Consider the following 22,406-nt stretch of genomic DNA (forward strand, 5'->3'; position numbering starts at 1 on the left):
GAATCGCCTCCATCATCCACTCCCATCGGCCGATGCAGAACACACCATTTCGCGCCTCCGGCGATGACGTCCTGGTACTCGGCTCCGGCGTCATCGGGCTGGCGGCGGCCGTCCGCCTGGCGGAAAGCGGCAGACGCGTCCGCGTGTGGGGGCCGGACCCGGTAGAGGCGATCGTCTCGTCCGCGGCGGCGGCGATCTGGTATCCGTACAAGGCCGCGCCCATGGACCTGGTGGCGCGGTGGGCGCTGCGGACGCGCGAACAGTTGCTGGAGGATGCGCGGGATCCCGCGTCCGGCGTGCGCGAAGTGGAGGGCACGGAGGTGTGGAACGGCGACGCGGACCCCGTCTGGGCGATCCATGGGATGGATGCGGTGCCGCGCGAAATCATTCCCTCGCCCATCCCGGAGTACACGGACGCGCAGACGCTTCGCCTGCCCGTCGCGGAAATGCCCGTGTACCTGCGCTGGCTGGCGGCCCGCCTGAACGCGCTGGGAGTGCAGATCGAACCGCGGCGCGCATCCACGCTGGACGAGCCGATGGCGGCTGCGCCGATGGTGATCAACTGCACCGGCCTCGCGGCGGGCGCGCTGGCGGGCGACCCGTCCGTCCATCCAATCCGCGGTCAGATCGTCCGCGTGCGAAATCCCGGGATCGAGCGCTTCTGGCTGGCAGTAAGCCCCGGCGCGGAGCCCATCTACATCGTTCCGCGCGCGGGCGACGTCATTCTCGGCGGCACCGCGCAGGCGAACGACGCGCGGCTGGAAACGGACGCGCACACGGCGGAGGAGATCCTTTCCCGTTGCGCGCGTTTTGAACCATCGCTGGCGGATGCGGAGATCCTGCAGCACCGCGCCGCTCTGCGCCCGGGCCGCGCGGAGGTCCGGCTGGAGCGCGTGGACCGGGAGGATGGGCGCGCCGTGATCCACAACTACGGCCATGGCGGCAGCGGCGTCACCGTCGCATGGGGCTGCGCGGACGAGGTCGTCGCTCTGCTGGACTGATCCCCGGAATCCTGGAGCGACGAACAAAAGAGCGGCGGCCGCAAACGCGGCCGCCGCTCTTTTCTCGTCCATCCACCCGCGCGGGATGGGCTACGGCTTCTTGCCGCCGCCATTCCCGCCGCCGTTGTTGCCTCCCCCGTTCCCCCCGCCGTTCCCACCACCATTGCCGCCGCCGTTGTTGCCCCGGCCGCCGCCGTTGTTGGGACGGTTGGTGGCTCCGGGAACGGAAGCAGGCGGCCCGCCGCGCCCGCGGCCCTGACCGCCTTCCGCCCGGGAAGGGTCCCGCCCTGGCGCCGAGTTCCGGCGCGAGTTTTCTGACGCGGCCTCGCCGGGTAGTCGTCTGAGCGCTTCGGAGCCGCCGCGCAGGGCGGCGTTCACCCGGGCCATCGCGCGCTGCGAGGTTTCGCCCCCGGCCACCAGCTCCGTCAGCACAGCGATGGCCACGGCGCGCCGGTCAGCCGGCGCGCTGGAGGACAGCTGGCGCAGCACGTCGGCCTCCACCCCCGCGTCCAGCGCGTCGGCGCCCACGGACAGGTCCGCGGCGCTCACCGGCCGGCCCGCCATGATGTCGCGGGCGCGGGTGAGGGTAGACAGGCGCCGCTCCACCGCGGCGGCGATGCGCTCCGCGGGAACGCCCTTGGCGCGGCCCTCGGCCACCTTGCTTTCCAGCAGCTGCACGGGAATGCCCGAGGCGGCGGCCGCCTGCCGCGCCGCGCTGATCCGCTGTTCCGGAGTCTGTGCCCGCGCCGCGGCGGGCGCCGCCAGCATGGCCAGCAGCAGAACCGCGTAGATCCGAAGCGTCTTCATGGGAATTCTGGGAATTTCCGCGCCTGCCTTCCATGGGACTGACGACACGACGACGCGCCCCGTCACGGGACCACCAGCACGGCGGAACGCCCGCCGAAGCCGTCGTCCACCGTCTGCACGCCGTCGGGAACCACCACCTCGCCCGAAGCCGTGCGGAACACGTAATGATGCAGGCCGGGCGCAACGGGAATGCGCGCGACCCACGCATCCCCCTCCGCCTGCATGGGAACCGGCGCCCATCCGGTAAAGGCGCCCACCACCGAAGGCGCGGACGCCGCCTTCGCCCGCGCGATGCGGAACACCGCCACCCCCGTCGCGATCCGCGGCGCCGCCATGGCCCCGCGCCGGGACCCGCGCCCCAGCGACCGCGAAAGCTGCACGCTCCAGGTGCGGCGCGGCGTGCTCCAGTAGACGGGGTCGAACGGCTCCTGCCGCACCGACGCCTGCACCTCCGTGGCGCGGATCACCCGCAGCCGTACGCCCGCCCCCCAGGCCGTGGCGGGATCGGGATGATCGGTGTCCAGCCAGCGGCCGGCGTACGCCCATCCCCCGCCCCACGGGCGGCGCACCTCGGCCGTGGCGCCGGCGTACGGCCAGCGCCCGCCCTCTCCCGACACCAGCCGCGCACCGGCCCCGATCTCCACCCCGTCCGCGACGGAAGCGGCCAGCCGGGCGTCGCTGTCCAGAAAGACACGCAGCTCCGCCGCATCGCTGATGCGGTCCGCCGCGGCGGAAAGCCCGGAGCGCAGCGTGGCCGTCATCACCCCGCCGCGCCAGGCCAGGGAAGGCTGCAGTTGAACGCTGCCGCCCTGCCCCGCCTCGTTGGGGCCCGTGGGGCCAAAGACGTAGCCCTGCAGCGCGGTGTTCACCCCCGCCTGCACCGCGCCGAACTGCGCGGCGGGAATCCATCCCCCCAGGCCGGCGGCGCCCCAGCCGGGGCCTTCTCCCTGCACCGCCACCCCGCCGGACACGTAGCCCCAGCGCGCCGCGCCGTCGTACGACAGTCCCAGCGACGCCGAGGTGCTGCCCACGCGGGCGGACACCGGATCGTGCACGGCGCGGCCGGCCGCGGCCTGCACCGTCCATCCCTGCGCCGCCGCCTGCGTGGCCAGCGCCAGCGCGGCCGCCAGGACAAGAAGCGGGCGTTTCACGCGGAGGCGCTCACGGGGGGCAGCGAGATGCGGCTGTTGGTGCCGCCGAAGCTGTCATCCACCTGCGGCGCATGGGGATCGGCCACCCAGCGGTCGCCATCCACCACGAACACGTAGTCGTGCACGCCGGCGTGAAGGGGCACCAGCGCGGTCCACACCCCCGGCTCCGTCTGCCGCAGCCGCAGCGAGGGCTGCCACCCCGTGAACGAGCCGGCCAGCGCCACCTGCCGCGCGCTCGTCTCCAGCCGGAACTGCACGTACACGAGCGGATCGGAGGACGTCACCCGGTCCGGGCCCGCCTGGACGATGCGGACCGGCGCGGGACCCTCGTCGCGCAGGGCGGGAACGGCCACGATCGCGAGCGCCGCCGCGCAGAGCCCGCTGCCCAGCGCGTACGCAGGGCGCAGGCGGACGGGGCGGGGCGTCCACAGCCAGGCGGCGGCCGCGCGCCAGCCGGTGCGCCGCAGTCCCTGCGCCGGAAGCGCGGCCATGACGCGCGCGGCCAGGTCGGGCACGGGGGCCGCGCGCAACGGCGCGGCGATCCGGTCCATGGCGCGGCCCAGCGCCTCGGCGCGGGCGCGTTCTTCAACGGTCAGCGCGTCCGGGGCGAGTTCGCCGTCCAGCGCGCGGTGGATACGTTCTGTCATGCGGGTCCTGCGGATTTTCGGGCGGGAGAGGATGCATTCATAAGACGGCTGGCCCGCCCCTCGGTCACAGTTTGGGGCATCTTCGCGGGATTGATACCACGACGCGGGCGGGCGGGTCCACCACGGGGGGCACCCGCCTTGCAAACCGCGTCCACGCGCGCGAGTTTCGGCGCCCAAACCTGAACCTGTCGAGCCGGATGTCTGCCACCAAAGCGCTGGACCTGCCCGTTTCCGAGATCGCCGCGCGCCTGGGCGACGACCGGCTGGAGCGCGACGCCATTCTGGCGCCGCATACCACGTTCAAGATCGGCGGCCCCGCGGACCTCCTGTACCGCGCCCTCAACCAGGAGGAGCTGGCGGAAGCCGTCCGCACCGCGCGCGACCTGGACATCCCCTTCTTCCTGCTGGGGCTGGGCGCCAACATCCTGGTGGGCGACAAGGGGTTCCGCGGGCTGGTGATCAAGAACGAGGTGGAGCACGTGGAGTGGCTGGACGACACGCGCGTCAAGGCCGGCTCCGGCGTAAAGATCTACCACGACCTAATCCAGATGACCGTAGCCAAGGGGCTGGGCGGCCTGCAGCACTACGTGGGCATCCCCAGCACGGTGGGCGGCGCGGTGTGGCAGAACCTGCACTTCCTTTCCCCGCCGCCGGAGCGGGAACGGACGATGTTCATCGCCGAGGTGGTGGAGGGCGCCACGATCCTCACCGAGGAGGGCGAGGTGCGCGAGGTGGACCTGGACTACTTCCAGTTCGGGTACGACTACAGCATCCTGCACGACCGCAAGGACGTGGTGCTGGACGTCACCTTCCGCCTGGAGCCGACGCCGAAGGAGGAGATGCGGGAGACCATCCGCGAGAACCTGCAGTGGCGCGACGACCGGCATCCGGACCTGTGGCTGTACCCCAGCGCCGGGAGCATCTTTCAGAAGCTGGAGGGGATCGGCGCGGGGCGGCTGGTGGACCAGGTGGGCTTGAAGGGGCACGTGCTGGGGAGCGCGCAGATCTTTCACAAGCACGCCAACATCATGGTCAACCTGGGCGGCGCGACCTCGGCGGACGTGCGCGCCCTGATTGACCTGGCCCAGACGCGCGTGCGCGAGCAGCTGGGCTACGAGCTCAAGACCGAGATCGGGATGATCGGCGAGTTCTGACGCCGCTCACTTCTTTTTGGGTGGCTTCTTTCCGGTAAGCCGCTTCCAGGCGACCTCGGCGCCGTGCGCGGCCAGCACGGCGGCCGTGGCGCTGAGGGCCGTGGTGGCCGCGGTGTACGACGCGGTCACCAGGAGCGGCGCGTCGCTCCTGGGCGTAGGCGGCTCCGAGTCGCGCGTGCGCCGCCACCCGGACGCCAGCGCGCGCTGCACCGCCACCCCCGTGATCCACACCACCGCCCCGCTGAACAGCGGCCACGCCCGCTTCGCCACGCGCTTCTTCATCCGTCTGCCTCTTTCGAGTTCCGTTGATGCCTGGATCCGTGGAGTGCACGCGGCAGGCCAGTGACTCGTGCGCCCGGCTCCATGAACTGCCGTTTCACACGGAGGTCACGGAGGATGCACGGAGGGCACGGAGGAACAGATCAACAGATAGTCTCACGCAGAGCAGCGGAGGAGCAGAGGAACAGAGGAGCGAAAAGATCAACCCTGCTTTTGTTCTTTTCTCTGCTCCTCTGCTGCTCTGCGTGAGATTTGTGTCTGCGGATCATGGATAACGAACGGAGGTCACGGCGGCGCGATGCCTCCGTGACCTCCGTGTATCCTCCGTGCCCTCCGTGTGAAACGGCAGTTGCAGACTATCCAACCACCAGATTCACGAGGCGGTCCGCGACAAAGATCGTCTTGCGGACCTGCTTGTCCTCGATCCACTTCTGCACGTTCTCATCCGCCAGGGCCGCCTCGCGCGCCTCGGCCTCGGCGATGCCGCGGGCCATGGGCATGCGCGCGCGCACCTTGCCGTTCACCTGAACGACGAACTCCACCGTGTCCGCCACGGCCTTGGACGCGTCGTAGCCCGGCCACTTCGCCGACGTCCACAGCGACTCGGTGTTGCCCAGACGCTCCCACAGCTCCTCCGCCATGTGCGGCGCGAAGGGCGCGACGAGGCGAACCAGCGGCTCCACCGCGGCCCGCTCCGGCGTGCGGCCGCCAGCGCGCACCACGTTCAGGTACTCCATCATCGCCGCGATGGCGGTGTTGTAGCTGAGCGCCTCCAGGTCCTCCGTCACCTTCTTGATCGTGGCGTGCAGCTTCTGCTCCACCCCGGCGTCCAGCGCCAGCTCCCGCGCGCTCAGCACCGAATCCCACAGGCGGCTCAGGAAGTTGTACGGCCCGGTGATGCCGCCTTCGCGGAAGTCGCCGCCCTCCTGGTACGGCCCGATGAACATCAGGTACAGGCGCATGGTGTCGGCGCCCCACTCGGCGATGTAGTCGTCGGGGACGATCACGTTCCCCTTGGACTTGCTCATCTTGCCGCCGTCCTTGACGATCAGCCCGTGCGCGCGGAAGCGGGTGAACGGCTCCTCGAAGTCGATCAACCCCATGTCGTGCAGCGCCATGGTCACGAAGCGCGAATACAGCAGGTGCAGCACCGCGTGCTCGTTGCCGCCGATGTAGCTGTCCACCGGCAGCCAGCGCTTCGTAATCTCCTGGTCGAACGGCACCTGCTCGTCGCCCGCGGACGGGTAGCGCAGGAAGTACCAGGCGCTGTCCAAAAAGGTGTCGCTCACGTCCGTTTCCCGCCGCGCGGCACCGCCGCACGTGGGGCACGTGGTGCGGTACCACTCCTCGTGGCGCGCCAGCGGGGAGACGCCGCTCGCGTCCGGCTTGAAGTCTTCGATGAACGGCAGAATCACCGGCAGCTGATCTTCCGGCACGGGGACGATGCCGCACTCGTCGCAGTACAGGATGGGGATGGGCGGCCCCCAGTAGCGCTGGCGGCTGATGGTCCAGTCGTGCAGGCGGTAGTTGATCCGCTGCTCGCCCAGTCCCATTTCCGCCAGCCACGCGGTCGCCGCGCGCTTGCCGTCGATGACACCCATCCCGTCCAGCCGGCCGCTGTTCACCAGCACGCCGGGGCCGGTGTACGCCTCGTCCAGCGGCGTGTCCGCATCCTGCCCCTCACCCGCCACCACGCGGACGATGGGCAGATGGAACGCGGTCGCGAACTCGAAGTCGCGCTCGTCGTGGCCGGGCACGGCCATGATGGCGCCGGTGCCGTACTCCATCAGCACGTAGTCGGCGATCCACACGGGGATCTCCTGCCCGGTGGCGGGATTCACCGCGTTGCCGCCGGTCCACACGCCGCTCTTGGTCTTATCCGTCTTCCGGCGCGTCACCAGGTCCGTGGCGGCCACCTGGCGGCGGTACGCGTCCACCGCCTCGCGCTGTTCATCGGACGTGATGCGGTCCACCAGCGGATGCTCCGGCGCCAGCACCATGTATGTGGCACCGAAGATCGTGTCCGGGCGCGTGGTGAAGACGCGGATCACCGGCTTCTCGGCCTCGATCTTCGCGGACTCGTGACGGTCGTCCGCCACCTTGCGCCGCGCGATGGGGAACGAGAGCTCGGCGCCCTCGCTGCGGCCGATCCAGTTCTGCTGCGCCTTGCGGGTGGTGTCGCTCCAGTCCAGCGTTTCCAGGTTCTCCAGCAGACGCCCGGCGAACTGGGTGATCTTGAAGAACCACTGCGACAGAAAGCGCATCTCCACCGGCGTGCCGCACCGCTCGCACTCGCCGCCCACCACCTGCTCGTTGGCCAGCACCGTGTTGCACGACGGGCACCAGTTGACCGGCGCCTCCTTCTTTTCCGCCAGCCCCGCCTTGTACAGCTGCAGAAAAATCCACTGCGTCCAGCGGTAGTAGTCGGGCGTGGTAGTGTCGACCGTGTGGCTCCAGTCGTACATGAAGCCCACGCGCCGCAGCTGCGTGGTGAAGCGCGCCACGTTGCGGGGAATCAGCTCCGTGGGGTGGATTCCCTGCTTGAGCGCGAAGTTCTCACTATGGATGCCGAACGCGTCAAAGCCGATGGGCTCGAACACCTGGTGCCCCTGCAGCCGCTTGAAGCGGCCGAAGATGTCGGCACCGGTGAACGCGTAGATGTTCCCCACGTGCAGCCCTTCGGCGCTGGGGTACGGGAACATCATCAGGTTGTAGAAGGGGCGTTCGGCGGAGCGCAGCGCCTCGTCGGTCCAGGCGTTGGTGCCGCGCTCGTCCCAGCGCGCCTGCCACTTCCGCTCGATTTCGGCGGGATGGTAGCTGTTGGTGACGTGGTTGCTGTCGCTCATGGTTCCCGTACGAACAAAGGTGCAATCGCGCACCGGCGGGACGGTCCCGCGGGGCGCGTGGAGAGCCGGGTATAACGCGAGCCGCCGGCCGAGGGTCGGGCCGGCGGCGGATACTACTGAAAACAATACTGCGATGGGCTACTGAAAACAGTATTACAATCGAACAATCTACAACGGCTGTCCAGTCCGCACGATGGGGCCCTCACCCCGCGTGCTGCGCACGACGACCCTCTCCCACAAACGGACGTGGGAGAGGGAGCACACACCAGTATCGTGTGGGCTGGACGATTCAGTGCGCGCTCCGGCCTGGAGGCCCCTCCCCCAGCCCCTCCCCGTGCAAACTGCGCACGGAGAGGGGAGAACTGCAACGACTTCACGCTTCGGATGGTGTGGCGCGGCGGCGGGCACCCCTCACCCCCCGGCCCCCTCTCCCGCAAGCGGGAGAGGGGGAGACCTCAGCGCGGGGGTGGGTCCGGCGCGGGCAGCGGGCCTCCGTTCGGCGGTTGAAACCGCACCTCGCAAAACACGAAGTCCGCCTCCGCGGACTGGCTACCGGGTCGCACCGCATTCCCAAACGCAGTTGAAGCTCCGAACCGGACGCGCCAGCGGCCGGTGTCGGGGGTTACCGCTGTTGGAGCGGCGGATTCATTCGCTCAACGGAATTCGCTCACGCGACGAACTCCGCTCCACACGCCGAACCATCCGCCCCCGACAACCCTCCCCCGGTCTTTTCGGGCGTCTTTTCGGGGGAGGGTGGGCGAGTAGTACGAGCCCGGGTGGGGGCCGCCCGTGAGGCCCGCCGCGACGCACCGATCCCGGCCGCCGTTCCGCGCGGTCGCACGCGCGGGGAGGAAATCGTATATTGGGCCGGTTCACCGCATCCGCAGCCAGACCGAAGGACCCCGCGTTGACCCCGGTTTCCGAATCCGAGCCCATGGACCCGCAGACGGCGTTCGCGCTGCTGCGGCACGCCCGCGAGGCGCGCACCCACGCGTACGCCCCGTACAGCCACTTTCCCGTCGGCGCCGCGCTGCTGGCGGAAGACGGGCGGGTGTTCACCGGGTGCAACGTCGAAAACGCCGCGTATACGGTGGGCAACTGCGCCGAACGCGTCGCCATCGGCAAGGCCGTCAGCGAGGGCGCCCGCCGCTTTCTGGCCATCGCCGTCGCCGGCCCGGACGACAGCGTGGCGTGCACCCCGTGCGGCGCCTGCCGCCAGGTGATCTCGGAGTTCGGCCCGGACCTGCCCGTGGTCATGCCCGACGGGCCGGACCGCTACAAGCTGACCAACATGCGCGAACTGCTCCCCGGCGCGTTCGGCCCGGCCAGCCTGGCGGCCGCGCGGGAGGGCCGGTGAGCGCCCCGTCCGCGGTGGAGCTCATCGAGCGGAAGAAGCGCGGCGGCGAGCTGACGCCCGAGGAACTGCGCGGCTTTCTGGCCGGCTACGTATCCGGCGAAATCCGCGACTACCAGGTGGCGTCGTGGCTGATGGCCGTCTGCTGGCGCGGGATGACCGAGCGCGAAACCCTCGCCCTCACCGAGGCGATGGTGGAAAGCGGCGCCACGCTGGAGTGGCCGGGGCTGGACCGCCCCACCGTCGACAAGCACAGCACCGGCGGCGTGGGCGACAAGACTTCCGTCGTCCTCGTCCCGCTGATGGCGGCGGCGGGCGCGGCGTTCGTCAAGATGAGCGGACGCGGACTGGGCCACACGGGCGGCACGCTGGACAAGCTGGAGGCCATCCCCGGCTTCCGGTGCGAGCTGCCGCTGGACAAAATGCGCGCGCAGGTGCTGCGGATCGGCGCGGCGCTGGTGGGGCAGAGCGGCGACCTCGTCCCCGCGGACAAGAAGCTGTACGCGCTGCGCGACGTGACCGGCACGGTGGACAGCATTCCGCTCATCGCCGGCAGCATCATGTCCAAGAAGCTGGCGGGCGGCGCGCGCAGCATCGTGCTGGACGTAAAGTGGGGTTCCGGCGCGTTCATGCAGACGCTGGACGAGGCGCGCGTCCTGGCGCGGACGCTGGTGCGCATCGGCGAGGGCGCGGGACGGAGCACGCGGGCAGTGCTGAGCTCCATGCGCCAGCCGCTGGGCCGCGCCGTGGGCAACGCGCTGGAGATCCGCGAGGCGATCGACACGCTGCGCGGCGGCGGCCCGGCGGACCTGTGGGCGCTGACGCTGGAACTGGGCGCGCAGCTGCTGGAGATGAGCGGCCTGGCGCCGGATGAAGCGACCGCCCGCGCCCGGCTGACCGAACTGCGCGACTCCGGCGCGGGAAGCCGCGTGCTGGAGCAGCTGATCGAAGCGCAGCACGGCGATCCGCGCGTGGTGGAAAATCCCGACATCCTCCCCGCCGCCCCCGTGGTCCGTCCCTTCACGGCGGATGCGGAGGGATGGATCGAGGCCGCGGACGCGCGCGGCATCGGCGACGCGGCGCTGGCGCTGGGCGCGGGCCGGCGCACCAAGGATGATCCCGTCGATCCCGCCGTGGGCATCGTGGTGCGCGCGCGCATCGGCGACCGGGTGCAGGCGGGGCAGCCGCTGGCGGACATCCACGCCCGCACGGACGCGGACGCGGACGCCGCCATCGAACGACTGCGGACGGCCTTCGCGCTCTCCACCGCCGAAGTCGCCGCCGCGGACGACAGCTACGAGACGATCGGCTGAAGCCGGACGGGGCCGGCGCTCCACACGAGCGCCGGCCCCGCGCCACTTTCGTACTTCGTAGTTCGCACTTCGCAGTTCGCACTTTCCGTCTGAATCTTTCCCCCACCGCGCGGCGTACCCGGGACACGCCCGGCCCTCCCTCGCGGGCACTCCTTCACACCCCACGAACAATCCCATGAAGCGATCCACACGCTGGCTCGGCGCCTCGTGCGTTCTGCTCGCGGCGTGCGCGCCCGCCGCGCAGGTGCCCGCCGGCCCGGCCCCCGCCGCTACGCCCGCAGCGACGCCGGGCATGACGGGGCCCATCGCCGTCCCCACCATCGCCGCCAACCCGGCGGATTCGCTCGCCGCCCAGGTCACCTCGCTGGCGAACGAGCTGATGCAGCGGATGCTGACCCGCAGCCCGGAACTCGCCACCTTCATTGGCCTTCCCGGATTCCGCCACGACCGGCTGAGCGATGGTTCGCTCCCCGCGCTCGCCCGCTACCAGGCGGAAGACGACGCCTTCTACCGCCGCGTGCTGGCGCTTCCGACGGAGCCGCTGGCGGGCCGGCCGGAGGGCGTCACCCTGGGCTTTCTGCGCGAGGCCGCGCAGAGCGACGCGCAGGGCCGCGTGTGCCGCAACGAGCTGTGGTCCGGCGTGAACCAGATGCTGGGCTGGCAGGTGCAGCTGGCGCAGCTGGCGGAGGTGCAGCCGATCGGGACGGACGACCTGCGCGCGCAGGCGCTCACCCGCTGGCACGGGCTTCCGAACGCCATCGACACGGAGATCGTGAACCTGCGCGAGGGGCTGCGGATGGGGTACAGCGCGCCCAAGGTGAACGTGCGCCGCGTAATTCAGCAGCTGGACGCGCTGCTGGCGACGCCGGCGGCCACCTCGCCCTTTTCGTCTCCCGCCACGCGCGACAGCACGCCGGCCTTCCGCACGGCACTGGTGGGCGTGGTGCAGACGGAGCTGTATCCCGCCATCCGGCGGTACCGCGACTTCATCGCGAACGAGTACCTGCCCGCCGCGCGCGAGCAGATCGGCGTGGGCAACAACCCGAACGGGACGGACTGCTACCGCGCGCAGGTGCGCTCGCTGACCACGCTGGACGTGCCGGCGCGTGAAATCCACCAGATCGGGCTGGACCAGATGGCCCGCATCCAGGCGGAGATGAAGACCATCGCCCGCCGCAGCTTCAACACGGACGACGTGCCGGCGCTGCTGGAGCGGCTGCGGACCGATCCCCAGTACCTGTTCCACTCGCGGCAGGAAATGATGGACTACGCCGGCGCGGCCATCGCCCGCGGCAAGGCGGCCATGCCCCGCTACTTCGGGCGCCTGCCCCGCGCGGACGTGCGCATCGAGCCGTATCCCGCCTTCTCGGAGGCGTCGCAGTCCGGCGCCAGCTACGAGCAGCCGGCCGACGACGGCTCGCGCCCTGGCATCTACCGGCTGAACACGTACGAGGCCGAGAAGCAGAGCAAGGTGGGCGTGGAGTCCACCGCGTTCCATGAGAGCATTCCGGGGCACCACCTGCAGCTGGCGATCGCGCAGGAGCGGCAGAACGTGCATCCGCTCACCCGCTTCATGGGCAACTCCGGCTTCGCGGAGGGATGGGGATTGTACGCAGAGCGGCTGGCGGATGAGATGGGGCTGTTTTCGTCGGACCTGGACCGCCTGGGGCTGCTGAGCAACGAGGCCCTGCGCGCCGCGCGGATGGTGGTGGATCCGGGGATGCACGCGCTGGGATGGAGCCGCCAGCAGGCCATCGACTACATGCTGCGCAACACGGCGGAGAATCAGGGTTCCGTGGAAAACGAAGTGGACCGCTACATCGGCTGGCCGGGCCAGGCGACGGCGTACATGCTGGGCAACCTGGAGATCCGCCGCCTGCGCGAGATGGCGGAGCGCGAGCTGGGCCCGCGCTTCGACATCCGCGAGTTCCACGACCACGTGCTGCAGGACGGCACGGTGACGCTGCCCATGCTGCGCGCGACGATCGAGCGGTGGGTGGCGGCAAAGAAGGCGGGGGCGTAACTGCGGGGAATAGGGAATAGGGAGTAGGGAATAGGGAATAGGAACAGGGAGATGAGGACGGGGACGGGCTGGTGGATCAAGCCGTCTCTGTCCTCTTCGTTCGATGGCGGCCCGCGGAATGCGGATTAGCTGCTTCTCAGGATTCGGGGCGCGCCGTGGATGCGGTGCGCCTTTCCACTCATGACACGATGAAAGCCATGCGCATTCTGCTTGCTCCGGCCGCCCTGCTGTTCGCCGCCGCGTGCTCGGCCGCGCCCGCGACCACGGAATCGCCCGCGCCCATGACGGGCACCGGCACGACGACCGTGACCGCGACTTCGACGGGGACCGCAATGCCGGCGGCGGGCGCGCTCAACCCGATGGGCGCGTACTCGTTCACGACGTCCATCGGCGGGGACAACGTGGCGGGAACGGTGGAGATCGAGGGCGCGCCGGGCGCGTACACGGGCCGCATCGTCACCAGCGTGCTGCCGCCGCTCCCCATCCGCTCCGTCACCGTCAACGGCCAGCAGCTCATGCTGACCGCCGACACGCCGAACGGGCAGGTCGCGATGACGTTCAACTTCAGCGGCAACGACTTCACGGGGAACTGGACGCTGGCGGGCGACGGCGGACAGGTGACCGGCCGCCGCACGCGCTGAGGCGGACACGCAGCCGCCGCGCACAGCCTGAGGACGGATCCGCAGGCTGCGCCCGCGCTGAGTTCATCCGCATTTTTTGAAGGAGGCCTCTGCCCGCACATCGGGCAGAGGCCTCTCTCGTTCCGCCATCGAGCGAACCCGAAGTTGTCCACGCACGGCAGGGAATCGGGCTCGCGCGTCGTCATCGGGCTTTCGGCGGCGCGGAAGGTGGCTGATGGTGCCGTGGCTGGTCTCGGCGTTGAGTCACCCGATCGCGTTGTTGGAGAAGTCTGAGTCCGCTGGGCACTGTGGGGATGGGTTCGTGGGATCGACGGGATTCGGTGCGGCCGCCTTTCCAGGAGCGAATGAATTCGCCGCTGGAAAAGCACGAAGTCCGCCTGCGCGGACTGTGGCGGATGGATGGGCGCGAGTCGACCAGGTCCGGTGTGGCGGATGGCAGTGATCGATCGAACGCTGCGCTTTGCGCAACGACAAATGACGAGAGGGGCGGCTCCGAATGGGAGCCGCCCCGCTTTTCATCAACCGTAACCCAGACCAGCCGAAGCCGGGCGGATGGACAGGGTCAGCGCGCCGCCGTCAGTTCGACAACGACGGGCTGGCCGACGATCTCCTGCTTCACCAGCACGTGCGGCGCATCCACCTTGAGCCACACGGTCATGGGCGCCGAACCGCCCGTCACGTCCACGCGGTACGCCTGGAACGTCCCCGCGGGTACCGTGACGCTCTCGGCCGCGCCGATCTTGTACGTCACCGGCGCCACGCTGCCGCTGCTGCTGTTGAACACGGGAATGACAATGGTCTTGCCCGTGGACAGATCGGCGGTGGAAAGCATCAGTTCATCCATCCCGCCGAAGACCGCGCCGGCCGCGGACGCGTCGTACGTCTTGGCGCCGCCCATCTGCGCCGGAAGCGCCCCGGTGCCGGTGATGCGGCCGTTGGCTACGCGCGCATCCACCTTGCCCTCGAACGGCCCGGCGTACGTTTCCGCGTAGACGAGCGGCTCGAACGCGGCGCCGAACGTGGCGTCAATCGTCTGCCGCAGCGGCCCGAAGCCGATCACCGCGGAGCGCTTCCACCCCGCGCCCTCGCGCGCCAGCGTGTACGACGCCGTGCCGGCCGGGTTGCCCTGCACCATCACGCGGTACTCCTGCACGCCCGCCGCCAGCTTCGTGGCGTCGAAGCGCTCGGTGGAGGCGCGGACCGTGAGCGCGGACGGATCCATCGCGCGCCCGTCGGCATCCACCAGGTCCACCGGGGCGATGGCCTTGAGCTTGTCCAGCAGCTGCGCCGCGTCACCCACGACCACGATCTGCAGGCTGTCCGGCCGCAGGTAGCGCGCGGCCACCCGCCGCACATCCGCCGCCGTGACCGCCGCGATGCGCTCGCGGCGCTGCAGCAGGTCGCTGATGGGCAGGCCGAGCAGGCGCGTGATGGCCACCTCGCCCGCCACCTGCTCCGCCGTAAGGATCTGGATGGGGAACGAGCCGATCATGTACCCCTTGGCCGCCGTCATCTCCGTATCCGACACCGGCTCCGTCGTCAGCCGGCGGATCTGGACGAGCATCTCGGCCACGGCGCTGTCGGTGACCGCGGTGCGCGTATCCGCCAGCACCACCAGACGGCCCTGGTTCACGGGGCGGTCCACGTCGGCATAGGCGCCGTACGTCCAGCCGTGCTGCTCGCGCAGAATGGCGAACAGACGCGCATCGGAGCCGCCGCCCAGCACGCGGTTCATCACCGTGAGCGCGGGGTAGTCCGCCGACGACGGCAGCACGCCCAGCCGCCCGATGCGGATGCTGGACTGCACCGCGCCCGGCCGGTTCACCAGCGTGATGCGCGTGGGCGACGAAGCGGGCAGCCCGCTGAACGCCAGCCGCGGCGTCTCACCGCGCGCCCAGCCGCCGAACCAGCGGCGCGCCTGCGCCTCCACGTCGGCGGCGCGCACGTCGCCCGCCACCACCATGAGCGCGTTGCCCGGGCGGAAGTAGGTGCGGTAGAACTGCGCCAGCATGGGACGGGTGATGGTGCCCAGCGACTCCACCGTCCGCAGCCGGCCGTACGGATGGTTGCCGTACAGCTCCTCGGCCAGCCGGCGGTTGGCCAGGGTTCCCGGATCGGCCAGGCGCTGCCGCAGCTGCGAGGCGGAGCGGTCGCGGATGGCGACCACTTCGCTGTCCGGCAGCGACGCATTCTGCGCCACGTCGGCCACCAGCTCCATGGCGATCGGCAGGTTCTCGCTCAGCACGCTGGCGTAGATGCCGGTGTAGTCCGTGGCGCTGCCGGCGGAAAGGCGGCCGCCGGTGCTTTCGATGGCCTCCGCCAGCTGCGTGGCCGTGCGCGTCGTGGTGCCGCGCGTCAGCACGTCGCCCAGGATGTTGGACAGGCCGGCCTGCGAGGCGGGGACGTGCGCGCTTCCCGCGCCCACCAGCAGGCTTACACTGGCCACCGGGTGCGCGTGGTTTTCCACCACGATGAGGCGCAGCCCGTTGGGGAGCGTCGTCTCGCGGAAGGCGGGAAACTCCAGCGGGCGGGCCGGCAGCGGCGCCGGGGGCGGCTGGCGCTGGGCGAGCGCCGGGCTGGCGGCCAGCGTGCCCGCGAGGGCGAGCGCGGCAAGCGGCCGCGCGGTCCTGATCTTGTGCATGGCGATTACTCCTGGGCGGCGGCGGCGGGAACCACCGTCACCACGATGCGGTTCTGCGGAGACAGGTAGCGCTCGGCCACGCGGCGGATGTCGTCGCGGGTGACGGCCATGAACGGCTCCAGACTGCGGTTGATGTAGGCCGGGTCGCCGTAGTAGTGCGTGGCGTACTGCAGCGCCTCGGCGGTGCCGTGCGGAACCTGGCGCTCAAAGATCTGCTGGGCGCGCATTCCGTTTCGCGCCTTGACCAGCTCTTCCTGCGTCACGCCGTCGCGGCGGATGCGCGCGATTTCCTCATCGAACAGCGTCTGCAGGCGCGCGGGCTCCACGCCCTGCGCCGCGTTCAGCCAGTACATGGCCGCGCTGGGTCCGCGGTTGGTGAGGAACAGCGGCGTGATGCCGATGGCGGCCTTTTCCTGGTCCACCAGCCGGTCGTCCAGCCGCGCGTTCTCGCCGCTGCTGAGGATGGAGTTGAGCAGCGAAACCGCCGCGTAGTCCGGTTCCGTGGGCGCCGGAATGCCGTAGGCGATCATCACCGCCGGGAGCGGGGCGCGCGTGTCCTGGATGGTGCGCGCCTGCGGCAGGTGGGTGAAGGGCTGCGTGCAGGTGGTGCGCGGCGCTTCGGGGGCCGACGGAATGTCGCCGAAGTACTGCGTGATCATCTGCTTCGCCTGCGCCGGGTCGAATCCGCCGGCCAGGGTGAGCGTGGCGTTGTTAGGCGCGTAGTAGGTGCGGAAGAAGCTCTTTACGTCATCCAGCGACGCCGCGTTCAGGTCGTCGAACGAGCCGATGATGCTGTGGGCGTACGGAAAGCAGGTTTCCTGGTTGAACACGCCCATGATCGTTTCGTACATCGCGCCGACGTACGCCTGGTTGTCGATGCGCTGGCGCTTTTCTTCCTGCACCACGGCGCGCTGGTTGTCCAGGTTTTCCTGCGTGACGGCCAGCGAGCGCATGCGGTCCGCTTCCAGCCACAGGCCCAGGTTGAGCCGGTTGCTGGGCAGCGTCTGGTAGTAGTTGGTGCGGTTCCACTCGGTGGTGCCGTTCTGCATGTCGCCGCCGGCGCGCTCCACCAGGACGAAGTGGTCGCCGCGGGGGACGTTGGCGGAGCCCTGGAACATCATGTGTTCAAAGAGGTGCGCAAAGCCGGTGCGCCCCTTGGGCTCGTCGCGCGAGCCGACGTCGTACCACACGTTCACGGCCACGGCGCCCACGGCGGGGTCCGGGGCCAGAATGACCCGCAGGCCGTTGGGCAGCCGGTACGTTTCAAGGTCCACGCGGCCCGCCTGCCCGGTCTGGGCGGCCAGCGGTGCCGACGCGGCGCCCAGCAGGGCAAGAACGGCGATGCCGCTCCGCACCAGGCGTTTGTTCATGCAGCCTCCAACTGAGGGGGTTTGATGAGAACAACTGCGGGCCCGCGAGGTTCCGGCTGCGGGCCCGTGCCGCCGCGAACCGCGCGGCGTGACGGACGGGAAGTGCACCAATCTGACACCGCGCCCGCCGTACGTAAACGTCCGGGCGAAGATTCAGGGCGGAAACGGTGGGATGGAGGTCCGCGCGGGGGAGGCTCCGGCGCGGAACGCGGGCTCCAGGGCGGCCCCCACCCGGGCCGGCACCACCGGCCCACCCTCCCCCAAAAAAGACTGGGGGAGGGTTGTCGGGGCGGATGGGTTCGGTGCGGGAACCGGAGTTTGTCGCGTGAGCGGAGTGGGGTTGAGCGAATAAATCCGCCGCTCCAAAAGCGGAAAGCCCCGACTCATGGCCGCTGACGCGTCCACGATCGGGCCTTCAACTGCATTCGGGACACGCGCCGGGCTGGTGTGTGCTCCCTCTCCCACATCTGTTCGTGGGAGAGGGTCGTCGTGCGCAGCACGCGGGGTGAGGCCCCAGCCGGCGGCCACACGATCCTTCGCCGCCCCCGCCCCGTTCTCCTCCCCGTGTCCCTCGCACTCACGAACCCAGCACCCCGCACTCACGCACTTCCCACCGGCTCCAGCATCCCCGCAAGCCACTCGCCGGTAAGGCTCCCCGGCACGCCGACGATGTCCTCCGGCCGGCCCATGGCCACGATGTGCCCGCCGTCCGGCCCGGCGCCGGGGCCCAGGTCCACGATCCAGTCCGCAGTCTTCATCACGTCCAGATTGTGCTCGATCAGGATCACCGTGTGGCCGGCGTCCGCCAGATCGCCCAGCACGCGCAGCAGCTTCTTGATATCATCCATGTGCAGCCCCGTGGTGGGCTCGTCCAGGATGTACAGCTTGCGGCCGCCGCGCCGCGCGCCCATCGCCAGCTCGCGCGCCACCTTGATGCGCTGCGCCTCGCCGCCGGACAGCGTGGGCGCGGGCTGGCCCAGCCGCAGGTACCCCAGCCCCACCTGCTGCAGGTGCCACAGCACCTCGCCCAGCCGGTCCTCGTGCAGAAAGAAGCGGATGGACTCATCCACCGTCATCTCCAGCACGTCGCGGATGGAGTTGCCACGATACTTCACCTGCAGCACCTCTGGCCGGAACCGTGCGCCCGCGCACACCTCGCACGGGACAAAGACGTCGGCCATGAAGACCATCTCCACCTGCACCTGCCCCTCGCCCTTGCACGCCTCGCAGCGCCCGCCCGCCACGTTGAAGGAAAAGTGCCCGGGCCCGAACCCCAGCCGCTTCGCTTCGGGAAGGGACGAGAAGATGCGCCGCACCTCGTCGTACGCCTTGATGTACGTCACGGGATTGCTGCGCGGCGTGCGCCCGATCGGCGACTGGTCCACGAGCACCACTTCGCGCAGCGCGGACACACCGTGCAGCCGCTTGAACGCGCCGACGGTTTCGCCCAGGTGGCGCTTGGCCGTCGTTTCTCCGCCGGAAAGCTCGCGCTCCACGGCGCGGTACAGGACATCGTGCACCAGCGTGCTCTTTCCGCTTCCCGACACGCCCGTCACCACGGTGATGGCGCCCAGGGGAAAGACGGCGTCGTCGCCCTTGAGGTTGTGCTCGCGCGCGCCCTCCAGCCGCAGCCGGGGGCCGTCCACCGGCCGCCGCCGCTCCGGGATCTCGATCCGCTCGCGGCCGGAAAGGTATCGGCCGGTGAGCGTGTCGGAGACCAGCATCTCATCCAGCGTCCCGGCAAACATCAGTTGTCCGCCCAGTTCGCCGCTCCCCGGGCCGATCTCCACCAGGAAGTCGGCCAGCCGCATCGCCTCGGGATCGTGCTCCACCACGATCACCGTGTTCCCCTGCTCGCGCAGGCGGACGAGGAGGCGCAGCAGGCGGTCGTTGTCTGCGGGATGCAGGCCGATCGTCGGCTCATCCAGCACGTACAGCGTATCGACCAGGCGGCTGCCGAGCGCGTTGGCCAGGGAGATGCGCTGCGCCTCGCCGCCGGACAGGGTGCGCGTCTGCCGCTCCAGCGTCAGGTACGACAGGCCGACATCGACGAGGAAGCCGACGCGCGAATCCAGTTCCAGCAGGATGGATTCGGCGATGCCACGCTCCTGGCCCGTCAGCGGCGGCTGCGGGCACTCGGGATCGTCCGTCCGTCCGGCCAGCATGGCCGCCAGCCAGGGACGCAGCCGGCCCAGCGGCAACGCGCTGACTTCGCTGATGTTGCGCCCGCCCACGCGCACGCGCAGCGCCTCGGGCCGCAGCTTGGCACCGCCGCAGGACGGACACTCCTGGCTGCTCTGGTACTGGCGCAGAAAGACGCGGATGTACTGCTTGTAGCGCTTCTCCTCCAGCGCCTCCAGGAACTGAAAGACGCCCTGAAATCCGCGCACGCCGCGCAGCACGGCTTTGCGAAACTCCGCCGGCAGCTCCGCCCACGGCGTGTCGGACGACACATTCTGCTTGGCGGCGAACTCGGCCAGCTTGCGGCGCTTGTCCTCGTAGCGCGGCTTGGCCCAGGGATCGACTGCGCCCTCGGCCAGCGCGCGCGACGCGTTGGGGACGATGAGCGTTTCGTCGTACTGCAGCACGGCGCCGAACCCGGTGCATTCCGGGCAGGAACCGTACGGATTGTTGAACGAAAACAGCTGCGGCGACGGCGTGGCGAACTCGATCTCCGGATGGTCCGGACAGCGGAAGCGCTCCGTAAAACGCAGCCGCGGCAGGCCCAGGGGAACGACGACCGCCTCGCCCTCGCCCTCGTTGAACGCCATCTGCAGCGAATCGGCCACGCGCGCCACGTCTTCCGGATCCGCGCGCAGACGGTCGACCACCACCAGAAGCTCGCGCGCGGCCACCAGATCGAGCCCCTCGGGAAGCTCATCCAGGTGAAGCTCGCCGCCGTCCACCAGCAGCCGCATGAAGCCCAGCGCGCGCAGGTTCTCCACCACGACGGCGTGCGTGACCCGCGTGCTGAGCGGCAGCGGAAAGCACACCATCATCCGCGTCCCGGCGGGAAGGGCAAGGATGGCGTCCGTGGCGCTCTGCACCGTGTCGGGCTTGACCTCGCGGCCGCACGGCTGGTCCGGGTGCGGCCCCGGGCAGTAGGTGCGGCCCACGCGCGCCCACAGCAGGCGCAGGTAGTCGAACACCTCGGTCGCCGTGCCGACGGTGCTGCGGCTGGTCTTGGTGGGGTTGCGCTGTTCGATCGCGACCGCGGGGCTGATGCCGTCCACGCGGTCCACGTCGGGCTTTTCCATGCGGTCAAGGAACTGCTTGGCGTACGTGGACATGCTTTCCACGTAGCGCCGCTGCCCCTCGGCATATACGGTGTCGAAGGCGAGCGAGCTCTTTCCCGACCCGGACGGCCCGGTAATCACCACCACGGCGCGCCGCGGGATGTCCAGGTCCAGGTTCTTGAGGTTGTGCTGCCGCGCCCCTCGAATGACGATTCTGTCCTTCATACCGAAAACATACCGAACTGTCCAGCCGCGCGAAAGTGTACGCGGCGCGAGCGGTGAATCGTTCCTGATCTACTTGGGATGAACGGCTTTACGGACCGGCTGCTCCGGGCGTGTCCCCGCTGCGCGGGGCCGGGCTGCGGGCGCCGTAGGGCACGGTACTGCTGTGCCCAACGGCGTCGAGCCACCGGTGCGCCACCGGCCATCGTGTTACCCCGCAATGACGTGCGCGGCGCACCGGCGTCTCGCCCCTCCGGGCCCGCATCCCTCACGCAACAGACAGCCTCCCCCAGCCCCCGTCCCGCCGTGACCCTGCGCGCCTGTGGCGGCAAGCTCCGCGCATCTCGCGCCCGTCTCCCGGGACGATGTCGAGGCCCCGCCTTCGGCCTCCTCTGTATCCTGCCCCGAAGCGCGCCCCATGGCGCCCTCCTGAGAGCGGGTCGAGAAACGGCCCGCAACCCATCTGCCCCCGCCAAACTCCGCCCGAAGGCGTCATCCTGAGAGAGCGTGCGCCGCGACTCCGGCAGAGCCGAGTCATGCGCGACCGAAGGATCTACTCTCCGCCAAGCCAACGTCGCGTGACGCACGCCACTTTCTCACGCGGATGGCCGGATTCCTCATCCGCCGCGGCGCGCGACCGGGTAAGCCGACGCATGTCGCAGACCTTGTACACCGCGCTACTATTCCCGCCGCCGCGCGTCCGGCCTCCGCTTCCGCATCGTCCTCAGCTCGCAACCAGCATGTCCGAACCCCGCACCTTTCAATTCCACACGCTCGACGTGTTCACCGACCGCGTGTTCGGAGGCAATCCCCTGGCCGTGTTTCCCGACGCGGCCGGCCTGTCCGGCGAGGACATGCGGCAGATCGCGCGCGAGTTCAACCTGTCGGAAACCGTGTTCGTGTTTCCGCCGGAGAACGCGGCGCACACGGCGCGGCTGCGCATCTTTACGCCGGGGATGGAGCTGCCGTTCGCCGGCCACCCCACCGTCGGGACCGCGCTGCTGCTCTCCTGGCTGGGCCGCGTTCCGCTCGCCGGCGACGCCGCGGAGGCCGTTCTGGAAGAGGGCGTCGGCCCCGTGCGCGTGGCGCTGAGCGGCCAGGGCGGCCGCGCGGACTTCGCGCGGCTCACCGCCGCCGTGCTCCCGGAGTGGGGGCCTCCCGCCCCGACTGCGTCCATCCTCGCCCAACTCCTCTCGCTCGACCCGGACGAGATCGGTGCCGATGGTTTCGAGGCTGAAACCGTCTCCTGCGGCGTCCCCTTCCAGATCATCCCCGTTCGCGACACGGATGTGCTCAGCCGCGCGCGCCTGAACCGTGCCACGTGGAACGAGCACGTGGGGCCGGGCTGGGCGCCGCATGTGTACGTCTTTACGCCCGACGGCGAGAGCGCGGATCTGCGCGCCCGCATGTTCGCGCCCGCGATGGGCATCGACGAAGATCCGGCCACCGGGGCCGCGGCCAGCGCCTTTGCCGGGTATCTCGCGCGGCGGCTGGACGGCGCGCCGGAACGCGTGCTGCGCTGGTCCGTCGCGCAGGGCGTGGAGATGGGCCGCCCCAGCCTGCTGCATCTGGAAGCCGACATCCGCGGTGGCGAAATCGCCGCCGTGCGTGTGGGCGGTGGCGCCGTTCCCGTCACCACCGGCCACCTCACGCTCCCCGTCGCCGACGCATCCTGATCACGATCGGCCACTCAATCGCTCCACGCCCGCCGGAAGCACCCG

Annotated in this window: 15 protein-coding genes; 7 read left to right on the forward strand and 8 right to left on the reverse strand. The window is 70.2% G+C overall.

Features of this window, described 5'->3' with window-relative positions; translation table 11 throughout:
• Positions 1-32 precede the first annotated feature (32 nt).
• Positions 33-1,001, forward strand: a complete 969-nt coding sequence (locus tag HNQ61_RS18210) for an FAD-dependent oxidoreductase (protein WP_170034781.1) — start codon at positions 33-35, stop codon at positions 999-1,001.
• A 90-nt stretch (positions 1,002-1,091) separates the two neighbouring features.
• Here HNQ61_RS18210 and HNQ61_RS18215 read toward each other — a convergent pair whose 3' ends face one another.
• The 3 genes from HNQ61_RS18215 to HNQ61_RS18225 form a co-directional block, all read right to left on the reverse strand.
• Positions 1,092-1,808 carry a hypothetical protein gene (locus HNQ61_RS18215; protein ID WP_170034780.1) on the reverse strand — a complete coding sequence of 239 codons (717 nt, stop codon included), beginning with the start codon at positions 1,806-1,808 and terminating at the stop codon, positions 1,092-1,094.
• Between the two features lie 62 nt (positions 1,809-1,870).
• On the reverse strand, positions 1,871-2,959 hold the full coding sequence (locus tag HNQ61_RS18220) for a glycogen-binding domain-containing protein (protein ID WP_170034779.1): 1,089 nt from the start codon (positions 2,957-2,959) through the stop codon (positions 1,871-1,873).
• The gene (locus HNQ61_RS18225) at positions 2,956-3,606 is read right to left on the reverse strand and encodes a glycogen-binding domain-containing protein (RefSeq protein ID WP_170034778.1); all 651 of its coding nucleotides are present in this window, start codon (positions 3,604-3,606) and stop codon (positions 2,956-2,958) included. Before HNQ61_RS18225 ends, HNQ61_RS18220 begins: the two co-directional genes overlap by 4 nt.
• Before the next feature lie 197 nt (positions 3,607-3,803).
• Here HNQ61_RS18225 and murB point away from each other — a divergent pair, with 197 nt between their 5' ends.
• Positions 3,804-4,760, forward strand: a complete 957-nt coding sequence (gene murB / locus HNQ61_RS18230; protein ID WP_170034777.1) for a UDP-N-acetylmuramate dehydrogenase — start codon at positions 3,804-3,806, stop codon at positions 4,758-4,760.
• Positions 4,761-4,766: 6 nt separating this feature from the next.
• Here the strand turns inward: murB and HNQ61_RS18235 are convergent, their stop codons facing one another.
• Together HNQ61_RS18235 and leuS are read right to left on the reverse strand one after the other, a co-directional pair.
• Positions 4,767-5,042: a DUF4235 domain-containing protein gene (locus HNQ61_RS18235; protein WP_170034776.1), complete on the reverse strand. Its 276-nt coding sequence runs from the start codon at positions 5,040-5,042 to the stop codon at positions 4,767-4,769.
• 353 nt (positions 5,043-5,395) lie between these two features.
• Complete coding sequence (gene leuS, locus HNQ61_RS18240) at positions 5,396-7,885, reverse strand: leucine--tRNA ligase (protein WP_170034775.1); 2,490 nt, start codon at positions 7,883-7,885, stop codon at positions 5,396-5,398.
• A gap of 907 nt (positions 7,886-8,792) precedes the next feature.
• Between leuS and HNQ61_RS18245 the strand changes: the two genes are divergently transcribed.
• The 4 genes from HNQ61_RS18245 (at position 8,793) to HNQ61_RS18260 (ending at position 13,216) form a co-directional block, all read left to right on the forward strand.
• Positions 8,793-9,242, forward strand: a complete 450-nt coding sequence (locus tag HNQ61_RS18245; RefSeq protein WP_240978474.1) for a cytidine deaminase — start codon at positions 8,793-8,795, stop codon at positions 9,240-9,242.
• The gene (locus HNQ61_RS18250; protein WP_170034774.1) at positions 9,239-10,552 is read left to right on the forward strand and encodes a thymidine phosphorylase; all 1,314 of its coding nucleotides are present in this window, start codon (positions 9,239-9,241) and stop codon (positions 10,550-10,552) included. The genes HNQ61_RS18245 and HNQ61_RS18250 overlap by 4 nt, the downstream gene beginning before the upstream one ends.
• 175 nt (positions 10,553-10,727) lie before the next feature.
• The gene (locus HNQ61_RS18255; RefSeq protein WP_170034773.1) at positions 10,728-12,575 is read left to right on the forward strand and encodes a DUF885 domain-containing protein; all 1,848 of its coding nucleotides are present in this window, start codon (positions 10,728-10,730) and stop codon (positions 12,573-12,575) included.
• Between the two features lie 197 nt (positions 12,576-12,772).
• Entirely contained in the window at positions 12,773-13,216 is a 444-nt protein-coding gene (locus HNQ61_RS18260; protein ID WP_183685740.1) for a hypothetical protein, read from the forward strand.
• Between the two features lie 562 nt (positions 13,217-13,778).
• Here the strand turns inward: HNQ61_RS18260 and HNQ61_RS18265 are convergent.
• The 3 genes from HNQ61_RS18265 to uvrA all read right to left on the reverse strand — a co-directional run bounded on the left by HNQ61_RS18265 (position 13,779) and on the right by uvrA (position 20,688).
• Positions 13,779-15,857 carry an insulinase family protein gene (locus HNQ61_RS18265; RefSeq protein WP_170034771.1) on the reverse strand — a complete coding sequence of 693 codons (2,079 nt, stop codon included), beginning with the start codon at positions 15,855-15,857 and terminating at the stop codon, positions 13,779-13,781.
• A 5-nt stretch (positions 15,858-15,862) separates the two neighbouring features.
• Positions 15,863-17,227: a M16 family metallopeptidase gene (locus HNQ61_RS18270; protein ID WP_170034770.1), complete on the reverse strand. Its 1,365-nt coding sequence runs from the start codon at positions 17,225-17,227 to the stop codon at positions 15,863-15,865.
• A gap of 599 nt (positions 17,228-17,826) precedes the next feature.
• The gene (uvrA, locus tag HNQ61_RS18275) at positions 17,827-20,688 is read right to left on the reverse strand and encodes an excinuclease ABC subunit UvrA (RefSeq protein WP_170034769.1); all 2,862 of its coding nucleotides are present in this window, start codon (positions 20,686-20,688) and stop codon (positions 17,827-17,829) included.
• A 737-nt stretch (positions 20,689-21,425) separates the two neighbouring features.
• Between uvrA and HNQ61_RS18280 the strand changes: the two genes are divergently transcribed.
• On the forward strand, positions 21,426-22,361 hold the full coding sequence (locus HNQ61_RS18280; protein WP_170034768.1) for a PhzF family phenazine biosynthesis protein: 936 nt from the start codon (positions 21,426-21,428) through the stop codon (positions 22,359-22,361).
• Positions 22,362-22,406: the final 45 nt, after the last annotated feature.

This window comes from Longimicrobium terrae (genome assembly GCF_014202995.1).
In the GTDB taxonomy this organism is placed as follows: Bacteria; Gemmatimonadota; Gemmatimonadetes; order Longimicrobiales; family Longimicrobiaceae; genus Longimicrobium; species Longimicrobium terrae.

Excerpts from the sequence above, each read along its gene's own strand:
- HNQ61_RS18210 (WP_170034781.1), top strand. The coding sequence starts at position 33 with ATGCAGAACACACCATTTCGCGCCTCCGGCGATGACGTCCTGGTACTC.
- HNQ61_RS18215 (WP_170034780.1), bottom strand. The coding sequence starts at position 1,808 with ATGAAGACGCTTCGGATCTACGCGGTTCTGCTGCTGGCCATGCTGGCG.
- HNQ61_RS18225 (WP_170034778.1), bottom strand. The coding sequence starts at position 3,606 with ATGACAGAACGTATCCACCGCGCGCTGGACGGCGAACTCGCCCCGGAC.
- murB (WP_170034777.1), top strand. The coding sequence starts at position 3,804 with ATGTCTGCCACCAAAGCGCTGGACCTGCCCGTTTCCGAGATCGCCGCG.
- HNQ61_RS18235 (WP_170034776.1), bottom strand. The coding sequence starts at position 5,042 with ATGAAGAAGCGCGTGGCGAAGCGGGCGTGGCCGCTGTTCAGCGGGGCG.
- leuS (WP_170034775.1), bottom strand. The coding sequence starts at position 7,885 with ATGAGCGACAGCAACCACGTCACCAACAGCTACCATCCCGCCGAAATC.
- HNQ61_RS18255 (WP_170034773.1), top strand. The coding sequence starts at position 10,728 with ATGAAGCGATCCACACGCTGGCTCGGCGCCTCGTGCGTTCTGCTCGCG.
- HNQ61_RS18260 (WP_183685740.1), top strand. The coding sequence starts at position 12,773 with ATGCGCATTCTGCTTGCTCCGGCCGCCCTGCTGTTCGCCGCCGCGTGC.
- HNQ61_RS18265 (WP_170034771.1), bottom strand. The coding sequence starts at position 15,857 with ATGCACAAGATCAGGACCGCGCGGCCGCTTGCCGCGCTCGCCCTCGCG.
- HNQ61_RS18270 (WP_170034770.1), bottom strand. The coding sequence starts at position 17,227 with ATGAACAAACGCCTGGTGCGGAGCGGCATCGCCGTTCTTGCCCTGCTG.
- uvrA (WP_170034769.1), bottom strand. The coding sequence starts at position 20,688 with ATGAAGGACAGAATCGTCATTCGAGGGGCGCGGCAGCACAACCTCAAG.
- HNQ61_RS18280 (WP_170034768.1), top strand. The coding sequence starts at position 21,426 with ATGTCCGAACCCCGCACCTTTCAATTCCACACGCTCGACGTGTTCACC.